General features: G+C 64.5%; 10 protein-coding genes. 5 read left to right on the plus strand and 5 right to left on the minus strand.

From position 1 onward, the window contains the following. Positions 1–184 precede the first annotated feature (184 nt). From ACY65G_RS13875 to tldD, 3 genes are all read left to right on the plus strand, one after another. Positions 185–4,477 (plus strand): YhdP family protein, encoded by a 4,293-nt coding sequence (locus tag ACY65G_RS13875; protein WP_464997940.1) that lies wholly within the window; start codon positions 185–187, stop codon positions 4,475–4,477. Between the two features lie 7 nt (positions 4,478–4,484). Then, positions 4,485–5,291 carry a carbon-nitrogen hydrolase family protein gene (locus tag ACY65G_RS13880; protein ID WP_464997941.1) on the plus strand — a complete coding sequence of 269 codons (807 nt, stop codon included), beginning with the start codon at positions 4,485–4,487 and terminating at the stop codon, positions 5,289–5,291. A gap of 87 nt (positions 5,292–5,378) precedes the next feature. Next, complete coding sequence (tldD, locus tag ACY65G_RS13885) at positions 5,379–6,839, plus strand: metalloprotease TldD (RefSeq protein ID WP_464997942.1); 1,461 nt, start codon at positions 5,379–5,381, stop codon at positions 6,837–6,839. 148 nt (positions 6,840–6,987) lie between these two features. On the opposite strand, the gene ACY65G_RS13890 is transcribed toward tldD, so the two are convergent. The 3 genes from ACY65G_RS13890 to ACY65G_RS13900 all read right to left on the minus strand — a co-directional run bounded on the left by ACY65G_RS13890 (position 6,988) and on the right by ACY65G_RS13900 (position 13,293). Then, positions 6,988–9,681 (minus strand): TonB-dependent receptor, encoded by a 2,694-nt coding sequence (locus ACY65G_RS13890; protein WP_464997943.1) that lies wholly within the window; start codon positions 9,679–9,681, stop codon positions 6,988–6,990. A 167-nt stretch (positions 9,682–9,848) separates the two neighbouring features. Continuing rightward, positions 9,849–12,713, minus strand: coding sequence for a TonB-dependent receptor (locus ACY65G_RS13895; RefSeq protein ID WP_464997944.1), 2,865 nt, complete (start codon positions 12,711–12,713; stop codon positions 9,849–9,851). A 457-nt stretch (positions 12,714–13,170) separates the two neighbouring features. After that, positions 13,171–13,293, minus strand: a complete 123-nt coding sequence (locus ACY65G_RS13900; protein WP_464997945.1) for a hypothetical protein — start codon at positions 13,291–13,293, stop codon at positions 13,171–13,173. A 360-nt stretch (positions 13,294–13,653) separates the two neighbouring features. On the opposite strand from ACY65G_RS13900, the gene aroG reads away from it, so the two are divergent. Continuing rightward, on the plus strand, positions 13,654–14,712 hold the full coding sequence (gene aroG / locus ACY65G_RS13905) for a 3-deoxy-7-phosphoheptulonate synthase AroG (RefSeq protein WP_464997946.1): 1,059 nt from the start codon (positions 13,654–13,656) through the stop codon (positions 14,710–14,712). Positions 14,713–14,863: 151 nt separating this feature from the next. On the opposite strand, the gene ACY65G_RS13910 is transcribed toward aroG, so the two are convergent. Then, on the minus strand, positions 14,864–17,653 hold the full coding sequence (locus ACY65G_RS13910; protein ID WP_464997947.1) for a TonB-dependent receptor domain-containing protein: 2,790 nt from the start codon (positions 17,651–17,653) through the stop codon (positions 14,864–14,866). A gap of 485 nt (positions 17,654–18,138) precedes the next feature. After that, positions 18,139–20,913: a TonB-dependent receptor gene (locus tag ACY65G_RS13915; protein ID WP_464997948.1), complete on the minus strand. Its 2,775-nt coding sequence runs from the start codon at positions 20,911–20,913 to the stop codon at positions 18,139–18,141. Positions 20,914–20,952: 39 nt separating this feature from the next. Here ACY65G_RS13915 and ACY65G_RS13920 point away from each other — a divergent pair, with 39 nt between their 5' ends. Beyond that, positions 20,953–21,189 carry a hypothetical protein gene (locus ACY65G_RS13920; protein ID WP_464997949.1) on the plus strand — a complete coding sequence of 79 codons (237 nt, stop codon included), beginning with the start codon at positions 20,953–20,955 and terminating at the stop codon, positions 21,187–21,189. Positions 21,190–21,291: the final 102 nt, after the last annotated feature.

Below are 21,291 nucleotides of genomic sequence, written 5' to 3' on the forward strand. Positions count from 1 at the left end.
ATGGGCGCAGGAAGGCAGAAATACTGCGACAAAACCTTGGACAATAAACTTCGTAACGTTGTGTAATGAACAGCTTTATGGAACCTAGTGTAACCGGGCCTTGGGGTAGAATGGGCGCCTCGTAAAGAATCGACATTTATTTTGCCGCCGGAACAGTTTCGGCGGCTGGCCCTGGGATTGTGTGTTGACGGAACAAACGGCAGAGAAAGAGCTGGCAGGAGAGGGGCCCCTGGTTGCGCGCTGGCACCGTCTTCAGACAGCCTACCGCCTGTGCAACCTGGCCACCCACCATGTCCTGGGATTCACGATCAAGCTGGTGCTGGTCGTGTATTTCGCGCTGGCGCTGCTGTTCCTGGCCCTGCGCTGGGCCGTGCTGCCCAATATCGACCGCTACAAGGACGATATCGAACGCATGGCGAGCAGCGCCGCCGGCAATCCCGTCACGATCGACCGCATCTATGCTTCCTGGTCGGGGCTGCGCCCGAACCTGTTCCTGGGCGACGTGGTGCTGCGCGACAGCGCCGGCCAGCAGGCGCTGCGCCTGCCCAGCGTGTCGGCCACGCTGTCGTGGTGGAGCCTGGTGTCGTTCGACCTGCGCTTCGAATCGCTGGAACTGATCCGCCCGGACCTGGACGTGCGGCGCGATGCCGACGGCAGGCTGTACGTGGCCGGCACCCTCGTCGATCCGAACCGCAAGGACGACGGCCGTGGCGCCGACTGGCTGCTGGCGCAGCGCGAGATCGTCATCCGCGAAGGGCGCGTCGCCTGGACCGATACGCTGCGGGGCACCGCGCCGCTGGCCTTGCAGGACGTGAACGTGGTGCTGCACAACAGCTGGGGCCGGCACCGCTTCGGCATCACGGCCGCACCGCCGCGCGCGCTGGGCGGCAAGCTCGACATCCGGGCCGACTTCCGGCAGCCCGCCTTCACCCAGCATGCGGCCGACGTCAAGCAGTGGCGCGGCACGCTGTATGCGGCGGTGAAAGGCGCGGACCTGGCCGCCTGGAAACCGCACCTGCCTTATCCCCATGAACTCGAATCCGGCCGCGGCAGCGTGCGCGCCTGGCTCGACATCGACCGCGCGCGGCTCACGGGCGTGACGACGGACCTGGCGCTGCACGACGTAGTGGCCAAGCTGGGCGCCGACTTGCCGCGGCTGGACGTGGCGGCGCTGTCCGGCCGGCTCGCGTTCAGCGAAGACAAGGCGCCGCGCGGCGCCGACCGCAACGCGCCGTTCGGCGCCTATGGCCACCGGGCCAGCGTGACCGGACTCACGCTGCGCACGCGCGACGGCGCCACGCTGGTGCCCACCACCGTGGCCGAGCGTACCCTGCCTTCCACGAAGAACAAGCCAGGGAGCACCGAAGTCACGGCGCCGGCGCTGGACCTGAAAGCACTGGCCGAACTGGCGACGAAACTGCCGCTGCCGGCCGCGTCGCGCAGCCTGCTGTCCGACCTGGCACCGCGCGGCCGGGTGGAAAACCTGCATGCGCAGTGGCAGGGGCCACTGTCGGCCCCGGCCGCCTGGCGGGTGCGGGCGGACCTGCGCGAGCTCGGCATGTCGGCACTGGCCGCGCGCGCCGCCGTGGCGACGAACGGCAAGATCCCGGCGCTGCCCGCCATGCCGGCTCTGCCGGGTTTCGAAAAACTGTCCGGCACGGTCGATGCGCGCGCGGACGGCGGCAGCATCGTGCTCGACGCGCCAGGCCTGGTGCTCGACATGCCGGCCTGGTTCGAGACGGCGAGGATGCCGTTCAAGAAGCTGCAGCTCGACGCGTCGTGGTCGCGCGATGCCGAGGGGCTGCGCGTCGACCTCGGCCAGCTGGCGTTCGACCAGGAAGGCCTGACGGGCGAGCTGTCCGGCACCCACTTGCTGCCAGCGCAGGACGACGGCAAGCTGGCCGGGCCCGGCACCGCCGACATTCGCGGCAAGCTGGACGGCTTCACGATCAACCGCATCGGCCGCTACCTGCCCATCGCCACGCCGCCGCACCTGAAAGCCTGGCTCACCGGCGCGCTCGAAGGCGGCACCGCGCACGACGTGTCGGTGCGCCTGGGCGGCAACCTCGCGCATTTCCCGTTCGCGGCGGACACGCCGGATTTCAACAAGGGCGAGTTCCGCATCGCCGGCCGCATCCTGGACGGCAAGCTGAATTACGAGCCGGGGCACTTCGGCACGGATGGCAAGTCGCCGTTGTGGCCGCAGGCCGAGCAGATACGGGGCGGTTTCGTGTTCGAGCGGGCCCGCATGGAGATCCGCGCCGATACGGCGAAGACGGGCAACGTGAACCTGTCCAACGTGAAGGCGGTGATCGCCGACCTGATCCACCACGACAGCGTGCTGGAAATCGACGGCAACGCGGCCGGCACCATGAGCGACTACCTGCGTTACGTGGCCAACAGCCCCGTGCTGGGCTGGATCGGCCACTTCACCGACCAGACCACGGCCACCGGCAACGCGAAACTGGCCCTCAGGCTGGACCTGCCGCTGGCCCGGCTGCGCGAGAGCAAGGTCAACGGCACGCTGCAATTGCAGGGCAACGACGTGACGCTGTGGAACGACATGCCGCCCGTGCTGCTGGCCACCGGCAAGATCGAATTCAACGAACATGGCGTCAACCTGAACGGCCTGAACGGCACACTGCTGGGCGGCCAGCTCACGGTGGGCGGCGGTACCCAGGCCGACGGCACCATTGCCGTGCGCATCGGCGGCAACGTCACGGTCGACGGCTTGCGCCGCACGTATCCGGTGCCGGCGATGCAGCGGCTGGCCCGGCACATGAGCGGCAGTGCCCGTTATAACGGATTGATCACGGCGCACAACCACCAGTACAAGGTCGTCGTCGAGTCGCTGATGACCGGCGTGGGCCTGGATTTCCCGGCACCGCTGGCAAAGGAAGCCGCCAACGCGCTGCCCGTGCATTTCGTGCTCGACGGCGCCGCCACGAACGAGGCGGGGCTGGCGCGCGACGATATCCGCATTTCCATCGGCAGCGTGGTGGCGGCCGCCTACCAGCGCCAGCGGCAGAGCCATGGCCAGGAGCGCGGCGCCTGGCAACTGGTGCGCGGCGGCATCGGCGTCAACACACCGGCGCCGGAACCGGACGGCGGCATGGCGCTGAACGTCAGCATGAAATCGCTGAACGTGGACGAGTGGCTGGCGCTGGGCACCGAGATTGCCGGCGCGGAAAGTGGCAGCGGCAGTGGCAATGGCAATGGCAGTAACAATACCGGCGAAAGCGGCGGTATCAACCTGGCGCAATACATCGTTCCGGAAACGATGGCGGCGCGGGCCGACGAGCTGATCCTGGCCAGCCGCAAGCTCGACGGCGTGGTGCTGGGCGCCACCCACCGCGGCGGGACCTGGCAGGCGAGTATCGACTCGAAGCAGGCCAACGGCTACATCACGTGGGCGGAATCGCCCACGGGCCGCGGGCTGGGCAAGGTCACGGCCCGTCTGTCGAGCCTGATCATCCCCGAATCGTCCGCCGGCGACGTGGAGGACATGCTGGAACGGTCGGCCAGCTCGCCGGCAATCCCGGCGCTCGATATCGTGGCCGAACGGTTCGAGCTGTTCAACCGGCCGCTGGGAAGCCTGGAATTGCAGGCCTATAATGCGTTGATCACGTCGTCGCGCGAATGGCGCGTATCGAAGCTGGCGCTGGTCAATGCCGACGGCGCACTGCACGGCACGGGCCGCTGGGTCAGCCGCGGCGGAGCAAGCCAGGTGCAGAACGAGCGGCACAACACCGCGCTCGATTTCAACCTGGAGATCCACGACGCCGGCAAGCTGCTGGAACGCTTCGGCTTCGCCGACACGGTGAAAGGCGGCAAGGGCAAGCTGTCCGGCGACATCGCGTGGCAGGGGTTGCCGTATTCGCTCCACATTCCCACGCTGTCCGGCAAGCTCGACATGAACGTGGAAAAAGGCCAGTTCCTCAAGCAGGATCCGGGCGCGGCCAAGCTGCTGGGCGTGCTGAGCCTGCAGGCGCTGCCGCGGCTGCTGAAGTTCGATTTCAACGACGTGTTTTCGCAGGGGCTGCAGTTCGATGGGCTCACGGCCCACGCCGTCATCGACCGCGGCATCGTGAAAACGGATAACCTGAAGATGCACGGCGTGCAGGCGACCGTGCTGATGGCCGGCATGGCCGACATCGCCAACGAATCGACGAACCTGCACGTGGTGGTGATCCCGGAGCTGAACTTCGGCACCGCGCCGCTCGTGTATGCGCTGGCCGTCAACCCCGTGATCGGGCTGGGCAGTTACCTGGCCCAGCTGTTCCTGTCGCAACCGATGATGAAGGCGCTGACGTACCAGATGCAGGTGACGGGACCGTGGAAGGCGCCCGTCATCACAAAGCTCGACAGCAATAAGCTCGACAGCAATAAGCTTGACAGCAATAAGCTTGACAGTAATACAGTCGAACCCGGCCGGGTCGCCACGCCCGCCCGGCAGAACGCTACCCGTACACAATGAGGATGCCATGAACGCCAATTTCGTTGCCGCCATCCAGATGGTTTCCACGCCGGACGTGGAAGAGAACATCGCCACCGCCCGCCGCCTCGTCGCGCAGGCCGCCGTCGACCATGGCGCCGGCCTCGTGGTGCTGCCCGAATACTGGCCGGTCATGGGCCGCAGCGATACGGACAAGGTGGCGCTGGCCGAGCAGCTCGGCAGCGGCATCATCCAGGCCACGATGTCCGAGCTGGCGCGCACGCACGGCATCTGGCTGTTCGGCGGCACCTTGCCGCTCGAGAGCGGCGAGGCCGGCAAGGTGCTCAACACCACGCTGGTGTTCGACCCGTCCGGCGCGCAGGTGGGCCGCTACGACAAGATCCACCTGTTCGGCTTTGCCAATGAGAGCGAGTCCTATGACGAGGCGCGCACCATCGTGCCGGGCAAGCATGTCGGCACCGTGGAGGCGGGCGCGGGCAAGGTGGGCATGGCGATCTGCTACGACCTGCGCTTCCCGGAACTGTTCCGCGCGATGGGGCCGGTGGACCTGATCGTGGTGCCGGCCGCGTTCACGTACACCACGGGGGCCGCCCACTGGGACACGCTGCTGCGCGCCCGCGCCATCGAGAACCAGTGCTACGTGCTGGCGTCGGCGCAGGGCGGCACGCACGTGAACGGGCGCCGCACGTGGGGCCACAGCCAGCTGATCGACCCGTGGGGCGAAGTGCTCGGGATCCTTCCCGAAGGCGAGGGCATCGTCGGCGGGCGGATCGACCCGGAACTGATCGCCAGCGTGCGGCAAAAGCTGCCGGCGCTGCGCCACCGCACCATGTAGGCGCGGCCGCTGCGCAGCGGGCACGGGGCCGGCGGCACCGGCATGAATCCACTACAATGACAGCCAGTCATAGCACGGGAAATCCAAATGAAACCATTCGAACCGAACCTTTCTTCGCTGGCCGTCGCACGCGATGTATTGCTGACGCCGTTCGGCCTGGACGAAGCCAAGTTGATCAAGACGCTCGGCACGATGTTCACGCACAAGGTCGACTATGCCGACCTGTACTTCCAGTTCACCAAGAACGAAGGGTGGAGCCTGGAAGAAGGCATCGTCAAGACGGGCAGTTTCTCGATCGACCAGGGCGTGGGCGTGCGCGCCGTGTCCGGCGAAAAGACGGCGTTCTCGTATTCCGATGAGATTTCCGAAGCGGCCCTGCTGGACGCGGCGGCCGCCACGCGCACGATCGCGCGCGCCGGCGCCGGCAAGATCAAGGTGGCCGGCAGCCTCGCCCAGCAGGGCGGCCGCTCGCTGTACCTGCCGCACGATCCGCTCGTGTCGCTGGATGCCGCATCGAAGGTGAAACTGCTCGAGCGCGTGGAAAAGATCGCCCGCGCGAAAGACCCGCGCGTGGTGCAGGTGATGGCCGGCCTGGCCGGCGAATACGACGTGGTGCTGGTGGTGCGCAGCGACGGCGTGCTGGCGGCGGACATCCGCCCGCTGGTGCGCGTGTCGGTGACCGTCATCGTCGAGCAGAACGGCCGGCGCGAGATGGGTTCGTCCGGCGGCGGCGGCCGCTACGACTACGGCTACTTCACCGACGAACTGCTCACGCAATATGCCGAGGATGCCGTCAAGGGCGCGCTGGTGAACCTGGATTCGCGTCCGGCCCCGGCCGGCCCGATGACCGTGGTGCTGGGCCCGGGCTGGCCCGGCATCCTGCTGCACGAAGCGATCGGCCATGGCCTGGAAGGCGACTTCAATCGCAAGGGTTCGTCCACGTTCGCCGGCCGCATCGGCGAGCGCGTCGCGGCGAAGGGCGTGACGGTGGTCGACGACGGCACGCTGCAGGACCGCCGCGGTTCGCTGAACATCGACGACGAAGGCAACCCGACGCAGTGCACCACGCTGATCGAGGACGGCATCCTGCGCGGCTACATCCAGGACACGCTGAACGCGCGCCTGATGAAGATGCCCGTGACGGGCAACGCCCGCCGCGAATCGTTCGCCCACCTGCCGATGCCGCGCATGACGAACACCTACATGCTGGCCGGCGACAAGGACCCGGCCGAGATCCTGGCCTCCGTGAAGAACGGCCTGTACGCGGTGAACTTCGGCGGCGGCCAGGTCGACATCACGAACGGCAAGTTCGTGTTCTCGGCCAGCGAAGCCTACATGATCGAGGACGGCAAGATCACCTACCCGGTCAAGGGCGCCACCTTGATCGGCAACGGCCCGGACGTGCTGAACCGCGTGTCGATGATCGGCAACGACATGAAGCTCGACTCCGGCGTGGGCGTGTGCGGCAAGGAAGGCCAGAGCGTGCCGGTCGGCGTCGGCCAGCCGACCCTGCGCATCGACGGCGTGACCGTCGGCGGCACCGCGTAACGCTCGCTTCGCCCCAACGCAAAGGCGCCTCCCGGCGCCTTTTTTGTTGCCTCAAAACAGGGGACGTACCCTGGTTTCCAGGAAACTTCGCTCGCCGATGCAGCCAGCGAGTTTCCTCTAAACAGGGGTACGTCCCCAGTTTTGCTGTTTAGAACGTGTACGAGCCGCGTACGTACAGCGCGCGGCCGACCGGGTCGGTGTAGCGCGGGTCGTAGCCTTTCTGGAACAGCGTGCCCTGGTTCGAGAAATGCGGTTCCTTGTCGGCCACGTTCTTGATGCCAGCGGTGAGCGAGATGTTCTGGAAGCCCGTGTACGTGCCCGACAGGTTCACCAGGCCATACGACGGCACGTGGTTGAAGAATTGCGGCTCGACCAGGTTCTGGTCGTCGTAGCCCGTCTTGAAGTTGTGGGCCACGGTGGCGCTCCACACGCCCGAGCGCCACGTCAGCGCCGCGTTGTGCCGCCAGCGGAATACCACGTTGTTGTCCGCGTAGCGGCCCACGTTCTGCGTGAACTCGCCATCGCGTTCGTTCTGGTATTCATAGTTGTGTACCCACGTGCCGTCCAGCGTGAACGACAGCGCGCCCCAGCTGTGGTTCGGCGTGCGCGCGGTCAGGCTCACGTCGACGCCGTCCGTCTTGACCTTGCCCAGGTTCTCGTTCAGGTCCAGGATCGCGTTCGGCGACCCGTCGGGGAAGCGGATGAAGCGGTCGCGGTATTTTTCATAATTGCCGAAGATCGTCTGTTCCGGCAGCGCGCCGATCTTGTCGCGCAGGCGGATGGTCCAGTAGTCCACGGCCAGCGTGATGGCGGGGATCGGCTCGAAGACGGCGCCAATCGAGAACGTGCGCGATTTTTCCGGCTTCAGGTCCGAGTTGCCGCCTTGCAGCTTGTACTGCTGCAGGTCGCAGTCGCGCAGCGGATTCGCGCCCGGCTGCGGCACGCCGCCCGGGCACAGGATCGGATCGTCGTAGGTATTGCTCGTGTCGTTGCGCGACAGCGGGGCGTTCTTCTCGAACAGCGTGGGTGCGCGGAACCCGGTGCTGGCCGAACCGCGCAGCACGAAGGCCTGCGTGGGCTGGAAGCGCAGCGAAGCCTTCGGGTTCCAGGTGCTGCCGGCATCGCTGTAGTGGTCGTAGCGGGCGGCCAGCGACGCTTCCAGGGTCTTCAGGAACGGCGCGCTGATTTCGCCGAACACGGCCTGCACGGTACGGCTGCCATCCTTCGACAGCGAGCCCGACAGGCCCGAGCTCGATGCCTGCCCGGCGATGTCGCGGTTGACGTTGAAGTCGGCCTTCTCGTGCCGCAGCTCGCCGCCGAACGCCACGGCCAGCTTGCCGCCGCCCAGGTCGAACAGCTCGCGGCTGGCCTTGAAGTCGAACGCGCTCTGCTGGTTGCTGGCGTCCTGCACGCGGCCGCGCAGCGCAGTGCTGGCCAGGTAATCGCGGCCTGCCTGGTCCTGCAGCCCGAACGGGTTCAGGATGCCGTTGAACACGCCGGCCGCGAACGTGGCGTCGGTCACGTAGCCGCCGGTGAATTCCTCTTCGGAGCGGCTGACGGAATAACTGAGGCCGCCCTGATAATCCCACCCGGCGATGAGGCCTTCGAGCGAGCCGACCACCCGCGTGCCCGTGCCCTTCGAATTGATCTGGCGCTGGCCGGCCTCGGTGGGGCGCCAGTTGACCGTCAGCGGCCCGCCGGACAGCCCGGCCTGCGCCGGCACGCCGCCCGAGTTGCCCGGGTAGTAAGGGCTCGAAGCGGGCAGTACCAGGTCGGTCTGCGGCGGGGGCGCCGTGCGCGCTTTCACGTGGTTCACGGAATGCAGCAGTTCGACGTACGCCGTGTGGTCCGGCGCCAGCTTGAAGCTGGCCTTGCCGTACGCCGTCACGTGTTCCTGCTCGGGGTTGTTGTCGATCTGGCGCGTGTAATCCTGGCGGCACGTGCCGTTGGTGGGATGCGGCACGGACAGCGGCGCGTTGCAGCCGGAGGCATTGCCGGGGTTGCCCTGCACCTCGGTGATCGGGTCGAAGTAGTTACCCGGGAAGGTGGTGCCGGACGTGATGTTCAGTCCGCGCCCCGGAATCACGCCGGTGGCGGAGAAGGGGCGCTGCTGCGAGGTCAGCACATCCTGCTGGTGCCAGTCGAGCACGCCCAGCACGGTCCAGCGGTCGCGGTCCAGGTCGCCGCCGCCCGCGGTCAGGTTGGCGCGCCGTTCGCGGCCGCCCGTCTCTTCGGGGAACGTGGCTTCCACCGCAACGGTGGCGCGGTCGACGCTGCGCTTGGTGATGAAGTTGATCACGCCGCCGATCGCATCGGTGCCGTAGATGGCCGATGCGCCATCGCGCAGCACTTCCACGCGTTCCAGCGCCGCCACGGGAATCAGGTTCAGGTCGACACTGGCGCCGTCATACGGGTGGGTGGCGAGCCGGCGGCCGTTGAGCAGCACCAGGGTCTTGTCGCCGCCCAGCCCGCGCAGGTCGGCCGTGGCCTGGCCGCCGGTCGGCAAGCCGCTGGCATTGCCGCCCACCGCGTTCGCGGAACCGAAGCTGCTCTGGTTCGACGGGATCCGGTCCAGCACTTCCTGCGCCGTGGTGAGGCCCTGCTTGACGAATTCCTCGGCCCGGAACACGGTCAGCGGCGTGGCCGTTTCCGATTGGATGCGCTTGATCGACGAACCGGTAATCTGCACGCGGGTGATCTGGCCTTCCTCGGCCTGCTGGGCATGGGCGGAAAACGGTGTCAGGGAAGCGAGTGCGAGGGGGAGGGCGGCGAGACGGAGGTTGAAGCGGAAGCTGGAACGAGGAGCGAAACCGGGGCGATGGGGTGGACGGGTGGTCTTCATGGATGGGAGTTCTTCCTCAAGTAGTTTTCATGGAACCGCTCAGAAGCAGCCGATGTTTTCATTGTGCGCATCAGCTCGCAATAACACTTTGACACGATATTGATCATTCGCAAATTGCAGGCGTAAAAAATGGGCCCGAAGGCCCATTTTTGTTGCAGGGATGACGCTTAGAACGTGTAGCGCATGCCCACCTGGAAGTAGCGGCCCAGTGCACCGCTGTAGTCCAGCGGGTTGTAGCCGGCGGCACCGTAGGTCAGCGGATCCAGCGGCGGTTCCTTGTCCAGCACGTTCTGGATCGTGGCGAACAGCTCGGCCTTGTTGGTGAAGCGGTACTTCGCGGTCAGGTCCAGCGTCGTGAACGAGCTGATCTTGCAACCGTTCGGCGAGTCGTCGCCGTTGGCGAAGTGGAAGGCGCAGCCGTCCGGATCGTCCTTGAACAGCGTGTTGTCGAACTTGCCGCGGTGGTTGACCACGCCGGACAGGCGCAGCGGGCCACGGTCCCAGGTCAGGCCCAGGTTAATGCGGTTGTCCGGCGTGCCCATGCAGTTCGTCGCATCGCAGTTGCCGTGCGTGCCGGCGTAGTCGACCGTGTTGCCTTCCAGGTCGGTGCGCTCGAACTTGAACATGTGCGTCCACTTGATGTCGGCCGTCAGATTACCGGCATCGCCCATCTGGAACGTGGTGCGCGCATCCAGGTCGATACCGTTGACCTTGGTCGAGTTGGAGTTGATGTAGTTCGTCAGCACGGCCACGATGGCGCCCGGATCGCCGGCGAACTGCGAGCTGCCCGGATCGCGTACGAGGTTACCCGCGGCGATCGCAGCCGACGTGGTTTCCTGGTTGATTTCGTTCTTGCGCTCGATCTGCCAGGCGTCCAGAGAGATGCTGGTGCGTGGCAGCGGATCCCACACGGCGCCCAGCGAGAAGCTCTTCGACTTTTCAGGCGACAGGTCCGGGTTCGGCGACGTGATCACCGCAACGGACGACGAGGCGCATGCAGCCGGGATGCCCAGTGCGCAACGGACCGGATCGTCCGACGTGGAGAAGGCTGCCAGTCCGCCACGGCCGTTTTCGGCCGCGCTCGGTGCGCGGAAACCACGGGCGAACGTGCCGCGCAGTGCGAAGCTGCGCACCGGCGTCCACTTGAAGCCCGCTTTCGGCGTGTACGAGTTGCCCACGTCATTGAAGTGGTCGTAGCGCAGCGCGGCGGACAGTTCCACGGTCGGAAGAACCGGCGCGATGACTTCGGTGTACAGCGCGGCCGAGTTGCGCTGGCCTTCGTAGGCCGAGTAGCCCAGGCCGATGATGTTGCCGCGGTCGGTGCCCGACGTTGGATTCAGCTCGGTCTCATCATGGCGGAATTCGGCGCCCACGGCCACGCCGAGCGCACCGCCCGGCAGTTGGCCGAATTCACGCGACGCCTTCACGTCGGCCACGGCGATGCTGGTGGTGGCGTCGTTCGAGATCGTCGGCGACAGGGCGTCGTACAGGGCTTGCGAATTCAGGCCGGCATTTTCGCCGATGCGCCAGAAGCTGCCCACAGGCAGGCCCCGGTAGGCGGCGCTGCCCGCATTGGCGGCGGCAACGTTCGCCGCGCTCGGATCCAGCAGGGCGAAAGCCACGTCGCGTTGCAGGTAGCCGTTCTGGTTGCGATTTGTTTTGCTTTGCGAGAACAGCAGGGCGCTGTCGACATCCCAGCCTGCCACGGTGCCCTTCAGGCCGGCCACGGCGCGCACGAAGTTCGTTTCGATGGCGCTGGTGCGTGGGCCCACGTCCGACGCGATATAGCGCAGGCGCGCGCGGTTGCCAAAGTACGGGTTGTCCGGGTGCGCGGCACCCAGCGACACGTCCGCATTGTTGACCGGGCCGCCAGGGTAGCCGACGCTGCCGCTGATGCCCGAAGGTGTCGACCACGATTCCGAATCGCTGTGGTAGCCGTTCAGCTCCACGTAGGCCTGCCAGTCGTTGTTCAGCTGGAAGGTGGCGCGGCCGAACAGGTTCAGCGTTTCCTGGCGCGGCTGGATCTGGTTGTACATCTGGGTGGCATCCGTCAGGCAGCCGCCGCCCGGATCGCCTTGCGGGTGATTGGTGAAGTTCGAGCAGGCCGCGCCGGGGAAGGTGCGGGTGAAGCCCACGCCGGCCGGGTTGCCGCGGCTGTAGTAATCGTTGTTGAACGGGTTGCGCACGTTGCCGACGACCGAGCTGCCGGCGCTGTTGCGGGCAACGATCGCGCCCGTACCACCCAGCGCTTCCTGCGCCGAGAAGCCGAAATCGCGCAAGTCGCCGCGGCCTACGGCACCGCGGCCGGCACGGTCGCGGTTCCATACTTCGCGCTTCTTGCCGTATTCAGCCGAGAACAGGAAGTTGTAGCGGTCCGTGTCCAGGTCGCCCACGCCGTGCGTGACGGCCAGGCGCGTATCGCCGCCGTCGCTTTCGTTCGACAGGCCCTGCGACAGGCGCACGGTGGTACCCACGTAATCCTTGCGCAGGATGACGTTGACCACGCCGGCGATGGCGTCGGAACCGTAGATGGCCGAAGCGCCGTCCTTCAGGATCTCGACGCGTTCCACGGCTTCCGCGGGAATGATGTTCAGGTCGGCGAAGACTTTCTGGCCATCGTCGGCCAGGCCATACGGCGCGATGCGGCGGCCGTTCAGCAGCACCAGCGTGGAGGCGGCGCCCAGGCCGCGCAGCGAAATGCCCGATGCGCCGGAAGCAAAGCCGTTGCCGAACGTGGTCGGCACGGAACCCTGGTTATCGACCGCCAGCGTCTGCAGCAGTTCGGCCACCGTGGTCTTGCCCGATTTTTCGATGTCGGCGCGGTTCACCGTCTGCACCGGCGATGCCGTTTCGGCTTGCGAACGGCGAATGTTCGAGCCCGTGATTTCAACGCGCTGGATCGGCTGGGCGCCGGCAGCGGTCGGGGCGGTGGTTTGTGCCTGGGCCGTCAGCACCGTCATCAGCAGCGGTGCGGCGATAGGGAAGGCCCGGCGGAGAACGCCCGGCACCGGGCGTATTTTCATTGGTTTCATTCGTTATATCTCCGGAAAAGGTGTCCAATGGTTTTCGTGAGTGTGAAAGTTATATAGGAGTTAAGGATTTTGCGAAACCGTAATGTCTCATGTGCGCAACAGGACATATGCGGGACAAGCCATGGCAGCGCTATCTTCTTATACTCGGAGTTAATTTATGGTTCCTCTTGGAATCTAATTTCGACGGTTTTGGGTTCGAGACAGATCCTGTTATATACGTGAAGATAACTGCAATGCGAGCGAGGATGTAATGATTTAGATGAATCCGGGTTCAGGAACGGGAGTGTGCTGACCACTCCTGTGGTCAGGGTTGAGAAGCTTTTGGAAAGAAAAAGAGAAGCTGGTGGAACGAGGTCTCTAAAAGAAGAGGTGAATTTGATACCTCTTCCTTCCTGCCTGCGTTTGGAGAAGAAACCTTAAATTAGGCTTAAATGGCGATTTTTCGACGCCATTATTATTAGAGCGAGAACACCGGCTCAGATTGCATAATGGAAAGGCGCGTCGCCAGCACCAGGATGATGCTGCCGGCGCAGCCCGGCATTATGTGGCAGGCGAACGAGGCCTTCGAAATGGTTCGCATGACCGTCCTCGACCGGCATCTGTGTTCGTTCAGCTGAGCCTGTAAAAGGCCCGGAGGACCAGCATGGGCAATCAAATACGCTTGGCAACATCGCAGGCCAAACAATGTCTTGCCAAACCTCAGATTTTGTTGTTATAGTGAACTCAACTCAAAGGATTGGTTCATGCACCGCTTCGTTTTCTTTACCGGCTTTTTTTACTTTTGGCTCCCTGCCTCCAGGCGGTTGAGTAAAGGCCGGTGCACGTAAGCAGAAGCAGCGAACGAGTCCCAGCAGATACAAACAAACCGCCAGTGATGGCGGTTTTTTTTTGTTTTTACCCAGACAAGCAAGTTCAAGCCGCAATTTTCCAGGAGAGCACCATGCAACGCACCGACGACCTGCGCATCCGCGAGATGAAGGAACTGACGCCCCCCTCGCACCTGATCCGCGAATTTCCCTGCACCGAAGCCGCGTCCGCCACGGCATCCAGCGCGCGGGTAGCCTTGCACCGCATCCTGCATGGCCAGGACGACCGGCTGATGGTGGTCATCGGCCCGTGTTCCATCCACGATCCGAAAGCGGCGATGGAGTATGCGCGCCGGCTGGTCGTGCTGCGCGAGCGCCTGAAGGGCGACCTGGAAATCGTGATGCGCGTGTACTTCGAGAAGCCCCGCACCACGGTGGGCTGGAAGGGCATGATCAACGATCCGTACATGGACAACAGCTTCCGCATCAACGACGGCCTGCGCATGGCGCGCGAACTGCTGCGCGACATCAACGAGCTGGGGCTGCCGGCCGGCACCGAGTTCCTCGACGTGATCAGCCCGCAGTACATCGCCGACCTGATCGCCTGGGGCGCGATCGGTGCGCGCACCACGGAATCGCAGGTGCACCGCGAACTGGCGTCGGGCCTGTCGTGCCCGGTCGGCTTCAAGAACGGCACCGACGGCAACATCAAGATCGCCGTCGAAGCGATCAAGGCAGCGTCGCAGCCGCACCATTTCCTGTCGGTGACGAAGGGCGGCCACTCGGCCATCGTGTCGACGGCCGGTAACGAGGACTGCCACGTCATCCTGCGCGGCGGCAAGGCACCGAACTACGACGCCGCCAGCGTGGAGGAAACCAGCAAGGCCATCGCCGGCCATGGCCTGGCCGCCCGCCTGATGATCGACGCCTCGCACGCGAACAGCTCGAAGAAGCCGGAAAACCAGGTGCCTGTCTGCGCCGACATCGCCGGGCAAGTCGCCGGCGGCGACACGCGCATCGTCGGCGTGATGGTCGAATCCCACCTCGTCGCCGGCCGCCAGGACCTGGTGCCGGGCAAGGAACTGACCTACGGCCAATCCGTCACCGACGGCTGCATCGACTGGGAAGCCAGCGAAAAAGTGCTGGAACAACTGGCCGACGCCGTTCGCCAGCGCCGCCTGAAGGGCGAATAAGCAACAGAAAGTTTCCTGAAATCGGGGTCTGACCCCGGTTGCAGGAAATATTTCCTGGAAATGGGGTCAGACCCCGAATTCCGGCAATAAAAAAGCGGCGCACGAGGCGCCGCTTTTTGTTGGGCTGCCGGGCCGTAAGGCCCGGAGTCCATCAGAACCGGTAGGAACCGGACAGGTACAGCTGCCGGCCCAGCGCGCTGGAGTAGGCAGGGTTGTAGCCCATCTGGTGCGAGCCGGCATTACGCAGCGACAGCGGCGGGTTGCGGTCGAACAGGTTCAGCACGCCGGCCGAGATTTCCACGTTGGACAGCGGGCGGTAGGCCACCTGGTAGTCGAACGTGGTATAGCTCGGCACTTGCAGCGCGGCGGCGGCGCATTCGCCGGCCGAACCGGCCACGATCACCACGCAGTCGTCCACCGTCCACACCTTGTCGGCGTAGCCGTTGCGGTACGAAGCGGTCAGCGTGTGCGTCAATTCCTTCGTTTCGAACGACGTCGATGCCTTGATCACGTGACGGAAGCTGACCTTGTCGTTGCTGCCGTAACGGTTCAGGCTCGTGGTCCACACGTCATCCGTGCCCGGCTCGGTGTAGCGCGAGCGCAGCAGGTACGTACCGGCCAGGCGGCTCGTCAGGCGACCGCCCCACACGTTCATCTTGTGGGTCAGGTCGTAGTCGATACCGCGGTTTTCCGTCTTGCCGATGTTGATCGGTGCGTAGATGATCGCCAGCTCGTTCGAGTTGGTCGAGTTCAGGTACTTGGTCGTGTACAGGTTCGCGTAGCGGGCCGGGTCGGCGAAGATCTGCGATTCGGCGACGTCGGTCACCTGGTCGCTGATTTCCACGTTCCACAGGTCCAGTGCCAGCGACAGGCCGTTCAGCGGTTCCCACACGGTACCGATCGACCACTGCTTCGACTTTTCCGGGCTCAGGTTGGCGTTACCGGCGCGGAACGCTTCGAACTGCGTGCGGCCGATGCCGTTGCAGTACGACGCCAGCGGGTGGCTGGTGCCGGCGAGCGGGCACTGGTAGGTACCGGCGGTGACGCCCCAGTCTTCCTGCACGCCTGCGATCTGCTGCATCGTGGCGGCGCGGAAGCCGGTGCCGGCCGCGGCGCGGAACATCAGGTTCTTCGTGGCCGTGTACTTGCCGGACAGCTTCCACGTATTGGCGCTTTCGGTATCGCCATACGTCTTGCCGCCGACGTTGTCCTTGACGGCGCCGATCCGGTCGTAGCGCGCCGAGGCGGTCAGTTCCAGGGCTTTCGTCAGGGGCATCATCAGCTCGGCATAAGCGCCGGCATTGGCGCGGTGGTAGCCGCTGTCGACAGCGCCGCCTTCATACAGGATCGACGCGGTTTCCGCGACCGGCTCGCTGTCCATGTGGTAGTTGGTGTCGCGGTAGTCGACGCCCACGCCCAGCATGGCGGTGCCGCCCGGCAGCTTGAACGCTTCACGCGAACCGCGTGCATCCCAGCCCTTCATGATCACGGTCTGCGTCTGGTACAGGCCCGAGAAGCCCGTACCCAGCAGCGTGTTCTTCATCGACTCGGGCATTTCGCCCAGGCCGTAGCTGAACGGATCGAGCAGGCCCGCATCGATCGCGGCGCCGAACTTCGATGCCAGCGGGAAGCCGCTGACGTAGTCCTGCGTCTGGCGGTTGCGCGACCACGTGAACGCGGAGTTCAGGTCCCAGCCGAACGCATTGCCGTCGACGCCAGCCACCACGTGGGTGGACTTGGTGCCGTAGTCATACGTGCGGTTGCCCATTTCCATCAGGCGGTAGTTCGCGTTCACGGCGGTCACGCCGGCCGCCTGTTCGGCGGTCAGGTACGGCGCGATGTACTGGTTGTACAGCGACGAACCTTTGGCGATCGAGAATTGCGCCGGGAACGGTGCGATCGCCGAACGCACATTGGCCTTCGTGAACGCGAAGTCGTAGAAGGCCTTGAAGCCGGTGTTGCCCAGCTTCAGTTCGCCCGAGCTGAACATGCCGTCGCGCTTCGTTTCCGGGTTGATTTCGATCGTCGACGACGAGTCGAAGTAACAGGCGCCGTCGCCATACAGGTCGGCATTCAGCGGTGCGCAGGCACCGTTGTGCGACAGGGCGTACGGGTTCAGGTTCACTGCCTTCGACGTGCCGTCGGCAGCCGTGTAGCGCACCGACGCATTGGCCGGCAGCGCGCGGCTCGAGCCGGTTGCGAACATCAGCGCCTTGCCGGTGGCCGGGTCGGTGAAGTTGATGAAGCCGCTCTTGGCGAAGTTGCGCTGCGAAGCCTTCAGCGACTTCTGCACGTCGTGGCTGGCGGAGAAGAACACGCTGTAGCCGTCTTCATCGATGTCGCCGAAGCCCTTCGAGATCGACACCGAATTCGACGCGCCGCCCGAACGTTCCGGGTTGTTGTACTTGGCATCGATCTGCCAGTCGGAAGCACCCTTTTTCAGGATGAAGTTCACGACGCCGGCAATGGCGTCGGCACCGTACAGCGCCGAGGCGCCGTCGGTCAGCACTTCCACGCGTTCCACGGCGGACAGCGGGATCGAGTTCAGGTCGATCGTGGTGCCCGAGTTGGACGGTGCGATGCGGCGGCCGTTCAGCAGCACCAGCGTGTACTGCTCGCCGATGTCGTGGATGGAAGCCGTGGTGATGCCACCGCCACCGCCGCCCACGGACTGGGCCGCGGACGTGAAGCCCTGCATTGCCGGGATCTGCTGGATGAAGTCGGTAACCGTGGTGACACCGGTTTTCTTGATGTCCTTCTGGTTGAAGGACTGCACCGGCAGCGACGCTTCGGCGGCGATGCGCTTGATGGACGAGCCGGTGATTTCTACACGCTGCATGGGCTGCTCGGCGGCTTCCTGCGCGGTCGCGGCATGCATGCCCATCGCCAGGCTGCCCGCGAACATTACGCGCAGGGAGCGAGACAAAACTTTCTCAATCATGAAACTTCTTTCAGGGGTTATTGCGAACGACAAACGGCCGCCACCCGGGTAAGGTGGCGGCCGGCGCAGCCCACGCTGCAACTGGAAGTAACTGTTATACAGTGACCACTAGCCCCCGCGATTCTCACAAATAATCACGGGGGTGCGTATCAAACCATCAAAACGTGCCTGTTGTCAATTTTTGTTCGGTGGATGTCAGCAAAAGTGACGAGGTACTGCCAAGAATGGACCAAATGGACACAGTCTCCGAAAAGTCCTGGTAGCTATGAAAATGAACAATTCATCTATGCGGAGTGTGGGATACGCACAACGTAACTGATTAAAAATTCGGGGGCGCCCCGTTGTTGAACCCAAGCAGAAAGCCGGGGTCTGACCCCGACCTTTGCTTTCAGGGGGATGCAACGGAATCGGCATGCAGGTGCACACCAACGGCGAAAAAAAAAGCGGCCCGTGAGGGCCGCTTTGCATGTCGCCGAAACGTCAGCTTAGAAGAACTTGTAGCTCGCGCCGATCTTGAAGTAACGGCCAACCGCGCCCGATGCATCCATCGGGTTGTAGCTGATGCCGCCGTAGGTCAGCGGATCGAGCGGGGCGATCTTGTCGAACGCGTTGTTCACCGAGGCGTACAGCGTAAAGTTCTTGCTCACGTTGTAGCGGGTCGACAGGTCCAGCGTCGTGAACGAAGCGATTTCGCAATCCTTCGTGCCCGGCTGGCCGTTGGCCAGCGTGGACGCGCACGCGTCGCCGACGAACAGCACGTTGTCCATCTTGTCGCGCCAGTTCAGGTTGGCGTTGAAGTTGAACGCGGCGATGTCCCACGTGGCGGACAGGTTGACCTTGTTCTTCGGCGTGCCGGCGCAGTTCGACGTGTCGCAGTTGCCGTGCGTGCCGGCGTACTGGTACGCGGTCGTTGCCGACTCCTGGCGCTTCCACGATGCCACGTGCGTGATCACCATACCCAGCGTGGCGCGGCCGTAGTCGCCCAGGCGCAGGCGCTGCTTGACATCCAGATCCACGCCCGAGACTTCCGTGAAGCTGGAGTTGCGGTACGGTGCCTGCGTCAGGATCAGCGTGCCCGAGTTCGGGATCACCTGGCCGTTCTGCACCAGGTTGTTGTCGTTGCGGATCGCGGTCGGCAGGGCAGCCGCTTCGTTGTACGGCAGCGGGTTGATCTCGTTTTCACGCTTGATCTTCCAGCCGTCCAGTGCCACGGACGTGCCTTCGAACGGATCCCACACCATGCCCAGCGTCACGCCTTTCGACGTTTCCGGCTGCAGGCGCGGATCGCCGACCTTGACGGCGGCGACCGGAATCGCGCAGTCGGTGGCCGTGGCGCCGCCGGCGGCCGGGCCGTTCGGGCAGCGGATCGGATCGCGCACGGTGGACGTGCCGGTCGACTGCGACGACGAGCTGCCTTCGGCGGCGCCCGGTGCGCGGAAGCCTTCCGTGTACGTGCCACGCAGGGCGAACGTGCGCAGTGGCGTCCACTTCAGGCCGACCTTCGGCGTCGTGGAGTTGAAGTTGTCGTACTTGTCGTAGCGGACGGCGGCGGACAGTTCGAGCGATTTCAGCAGCGGAGCCAGGATCTCGGCGTAGACGGCGGACACTTTCGAATCGCCGAACGCAGCCACGTACGACGAGTTGATCGAGCCGTTCTCGGAACCGGCCAGCGACGGGTTCGACACCTTCTCGCGGCGGTGCTCGGCGCCGATCGCCAGGCCGATGTTACCGCCCGGCAGGGCGATCGGCAGTTCGCGCGATGCCTTGAAGTCGATGACCGACAGGCTGGTCTTCGAGTGCGACAGCGCATCGACCACCATGGCCTGGTACAGCGAGGCCGGGTTGCGGAAGGCCTGGTCGCCGATGTAGTACGGGAAGTACTGCGAAGCCGGATTGCTCAGCGCCTGGGTGACCACGTTCATGTTCAGCATGTTCGTGTATTCCAGGTCCAGCTTGGAATCGGAATAGGTGAAGCCGGTGTCGTAGTCCCAGCCTGCCAGCGAACCTTTCACGCCCACGACGAAGCGGCGGAATTCGTTGTCGGCACGGCGCTCGGACGGGCCGATGTCGGTGGCGATGTAGCGCATCCGGGCGTTGGCGCCGAACGGATTCTGTGGGTGCAGGGCCGACATCAGGTTGGCATTGCCGTAGTTGATGAAGCCCTGCGGCGTTTGCGCGTTCGGCGGGAAGGCCACGGTCGGGGTGACCGACGGCGGCGTCATCATGAAGGCGGTCGAGCGCTTCGAGTAGCCCAGTTCCACGTAGGCCTGGGTCGCTTCGTTGATCTGCAGCGTGCCCTTCGTGTACAGGTTCAGCGACTCGATCTCCGGCTGCATGTCGCGCCACTGGTCGACGTAGTACAGGCAGCCGCCGTTCGCGCCGGCCTGGTTCGTGGTGGCCGAGATGCCCGCGCAGCCAGGCAGGTTCGTGTAGTTCGTGGTGACCGGGTCGCGCACCATGCCGGTCGGCGACGGGCTGACGCTGTTGGTGCCGTTGATGTAGCCGCCGGCGAATTGCGTGCCGATCGGGAAGCCATACGGACGCAGATCGCCGCTGCCGATGTAGGCGCGGTCCTTGCGGTCGCTGTTCTTGATGCGGTCGGACTGCATGTACTCGGCGTTGACCACCCAGTTGTACTTGTCTTCGTCCAGGTCGCCCTTGCCGAACGTGACCGAAGCCTTGTTCTGCTTGCCGTCGTCATAGCGCGACCAGCCCGTGTCGGCCTTGAATTCCAGGCCTTGCACGTCCTTGCGCAGGATGATGTTGACCACGCCGGCGATCGCGTCGGCGCCGTAGGTGGACGATGCGCCATCTTTCAGAATCTCGATGCGCTCGACGATCTGCATCGGCACGGTGGACAGGTCGGTAAAGCTCTTCTGGCCGTCGTCGGCGCGCGCGAACGGCGCCATGCGGCGGCCGTTCAGCAGCACCAGCGTGGAGGTGGCGCCCAGGCCGCGCAGCGAGATCGCGGTGGAACCGGCGGCGAAGCCGTTGCCGAAACCGGTCGGCAGCGAACCGGCGCCGTCGACGGTCAGCGTCTGCAGGTACTCGGAGACCGTGGCCTTGCCCGAGCGCAGCAGTTCTTCGCGGCCGATCACCTGCACCGGCGATGCGGTTTCCGCGGTCGCGCGCTTGATGCTCGAACCGGTGATCTCGACGCGCTGCATGTTCGTGTTGTCCTGGGCCGCGGCCGTGCCTGCCATGCCCAGCGTGGCCATCAGGCCGCCCGTGAATAACAGGCGAACCGAACGTGCCATCATTTTCTCTACCATGGGTACTACCTCCACTAATAATTTCTGATGAGCTACAAAGGCTGCGTTGTGTGCGTGTCCGTTGCTCGTGTCCAGGAAGCGCGGTGCTTCCTTGAGGCTGCATGTAATCACCCCGGCTTCACAACGGTCAAACAAAAAGTTGTCGCGGTGAATGCCCTCAAATGTATGCCGGCATGCCAATGCGATCTGCGCGACAGGGAAATCTCGACAATTTTGCTGACTTGCCCATCTTCTGTGCTGATCTTCGGCGATATTGAACTTTGATTATGAAATAAATGGCAACTTCGCGGATGTGGACGAATTGATACACTTCTCTGCATAACTTTTGATGAAGCAACTTTATTTTGCAAAAGCATCAAACTGCCG

The sequence above is a fragment of the Pseudoduganella sp. jia 12 genome, from assembly GCF_055502675.1.

Coding starts and splice junctions, on each gene's coding strand:
- ACY65G_RS13880 (WP_464997941.1), top strand. CDS start 4,485: ATGAACGCCAATTTCGTTGCCGCCATCCAGATGGTTTCCACGCCGGAC.
- tldD (WP_464997942.1), top strand. CDS start 5,379: ATGAAACCATTCGAACCGAACCTTTCTTCGCTGGCCGTCGCACGCGAT.
- ACY65G_RS13890 (WP_464997943.1), bottom strand. CDS start 9,681: ATGAAGACCACCCGTCCACCCCATCGCCCCGGTTTCGCTCCTCGTTCC.
- ACY65G_RS13895 (WP_464997944.1), bottom strand. CDS start 12,713: ATGAAACCAATGAAAATACGCCCGGTGCCGGGCGTTCTCCGCCGGGCC.
- ACY65G_RS13900 (WP_464997945.1), bottom strand. CDS start 13,293: ATGCGAACCATTTCGAAGGCCTCGTTCGCCTGCCACATAATGCCGGGC.
- aroG (WP_464997946.1), top strand. CDS start 13,654: ATGCAACGCACCGACGACCTGCGCATCCGCGAGATGAAGGAACTGACG.
- ACY65G_RS13910 (WP_464997947.1), bottom strand. CDS start 17,653: ATGATTGAGAAAGTTTTGTCTCGCTCCCTGCGCGTAATGTTCGCGGGC.
- ACY65G_RS13915 (WP_464997948.1), bottom strand. CDS start 20,913: ATGATGGCACGTTCGGTTCGCCTGTTATTCACGGGCGGCCTGATGGCC.
- ACY65G_RS13920 (WP_464997949.1), top strand. CDS start 20,953: ATGAGCTACAAAGGCTGCGTTGTGTGCGTGTCCGTTGCTCGTGTCCAG.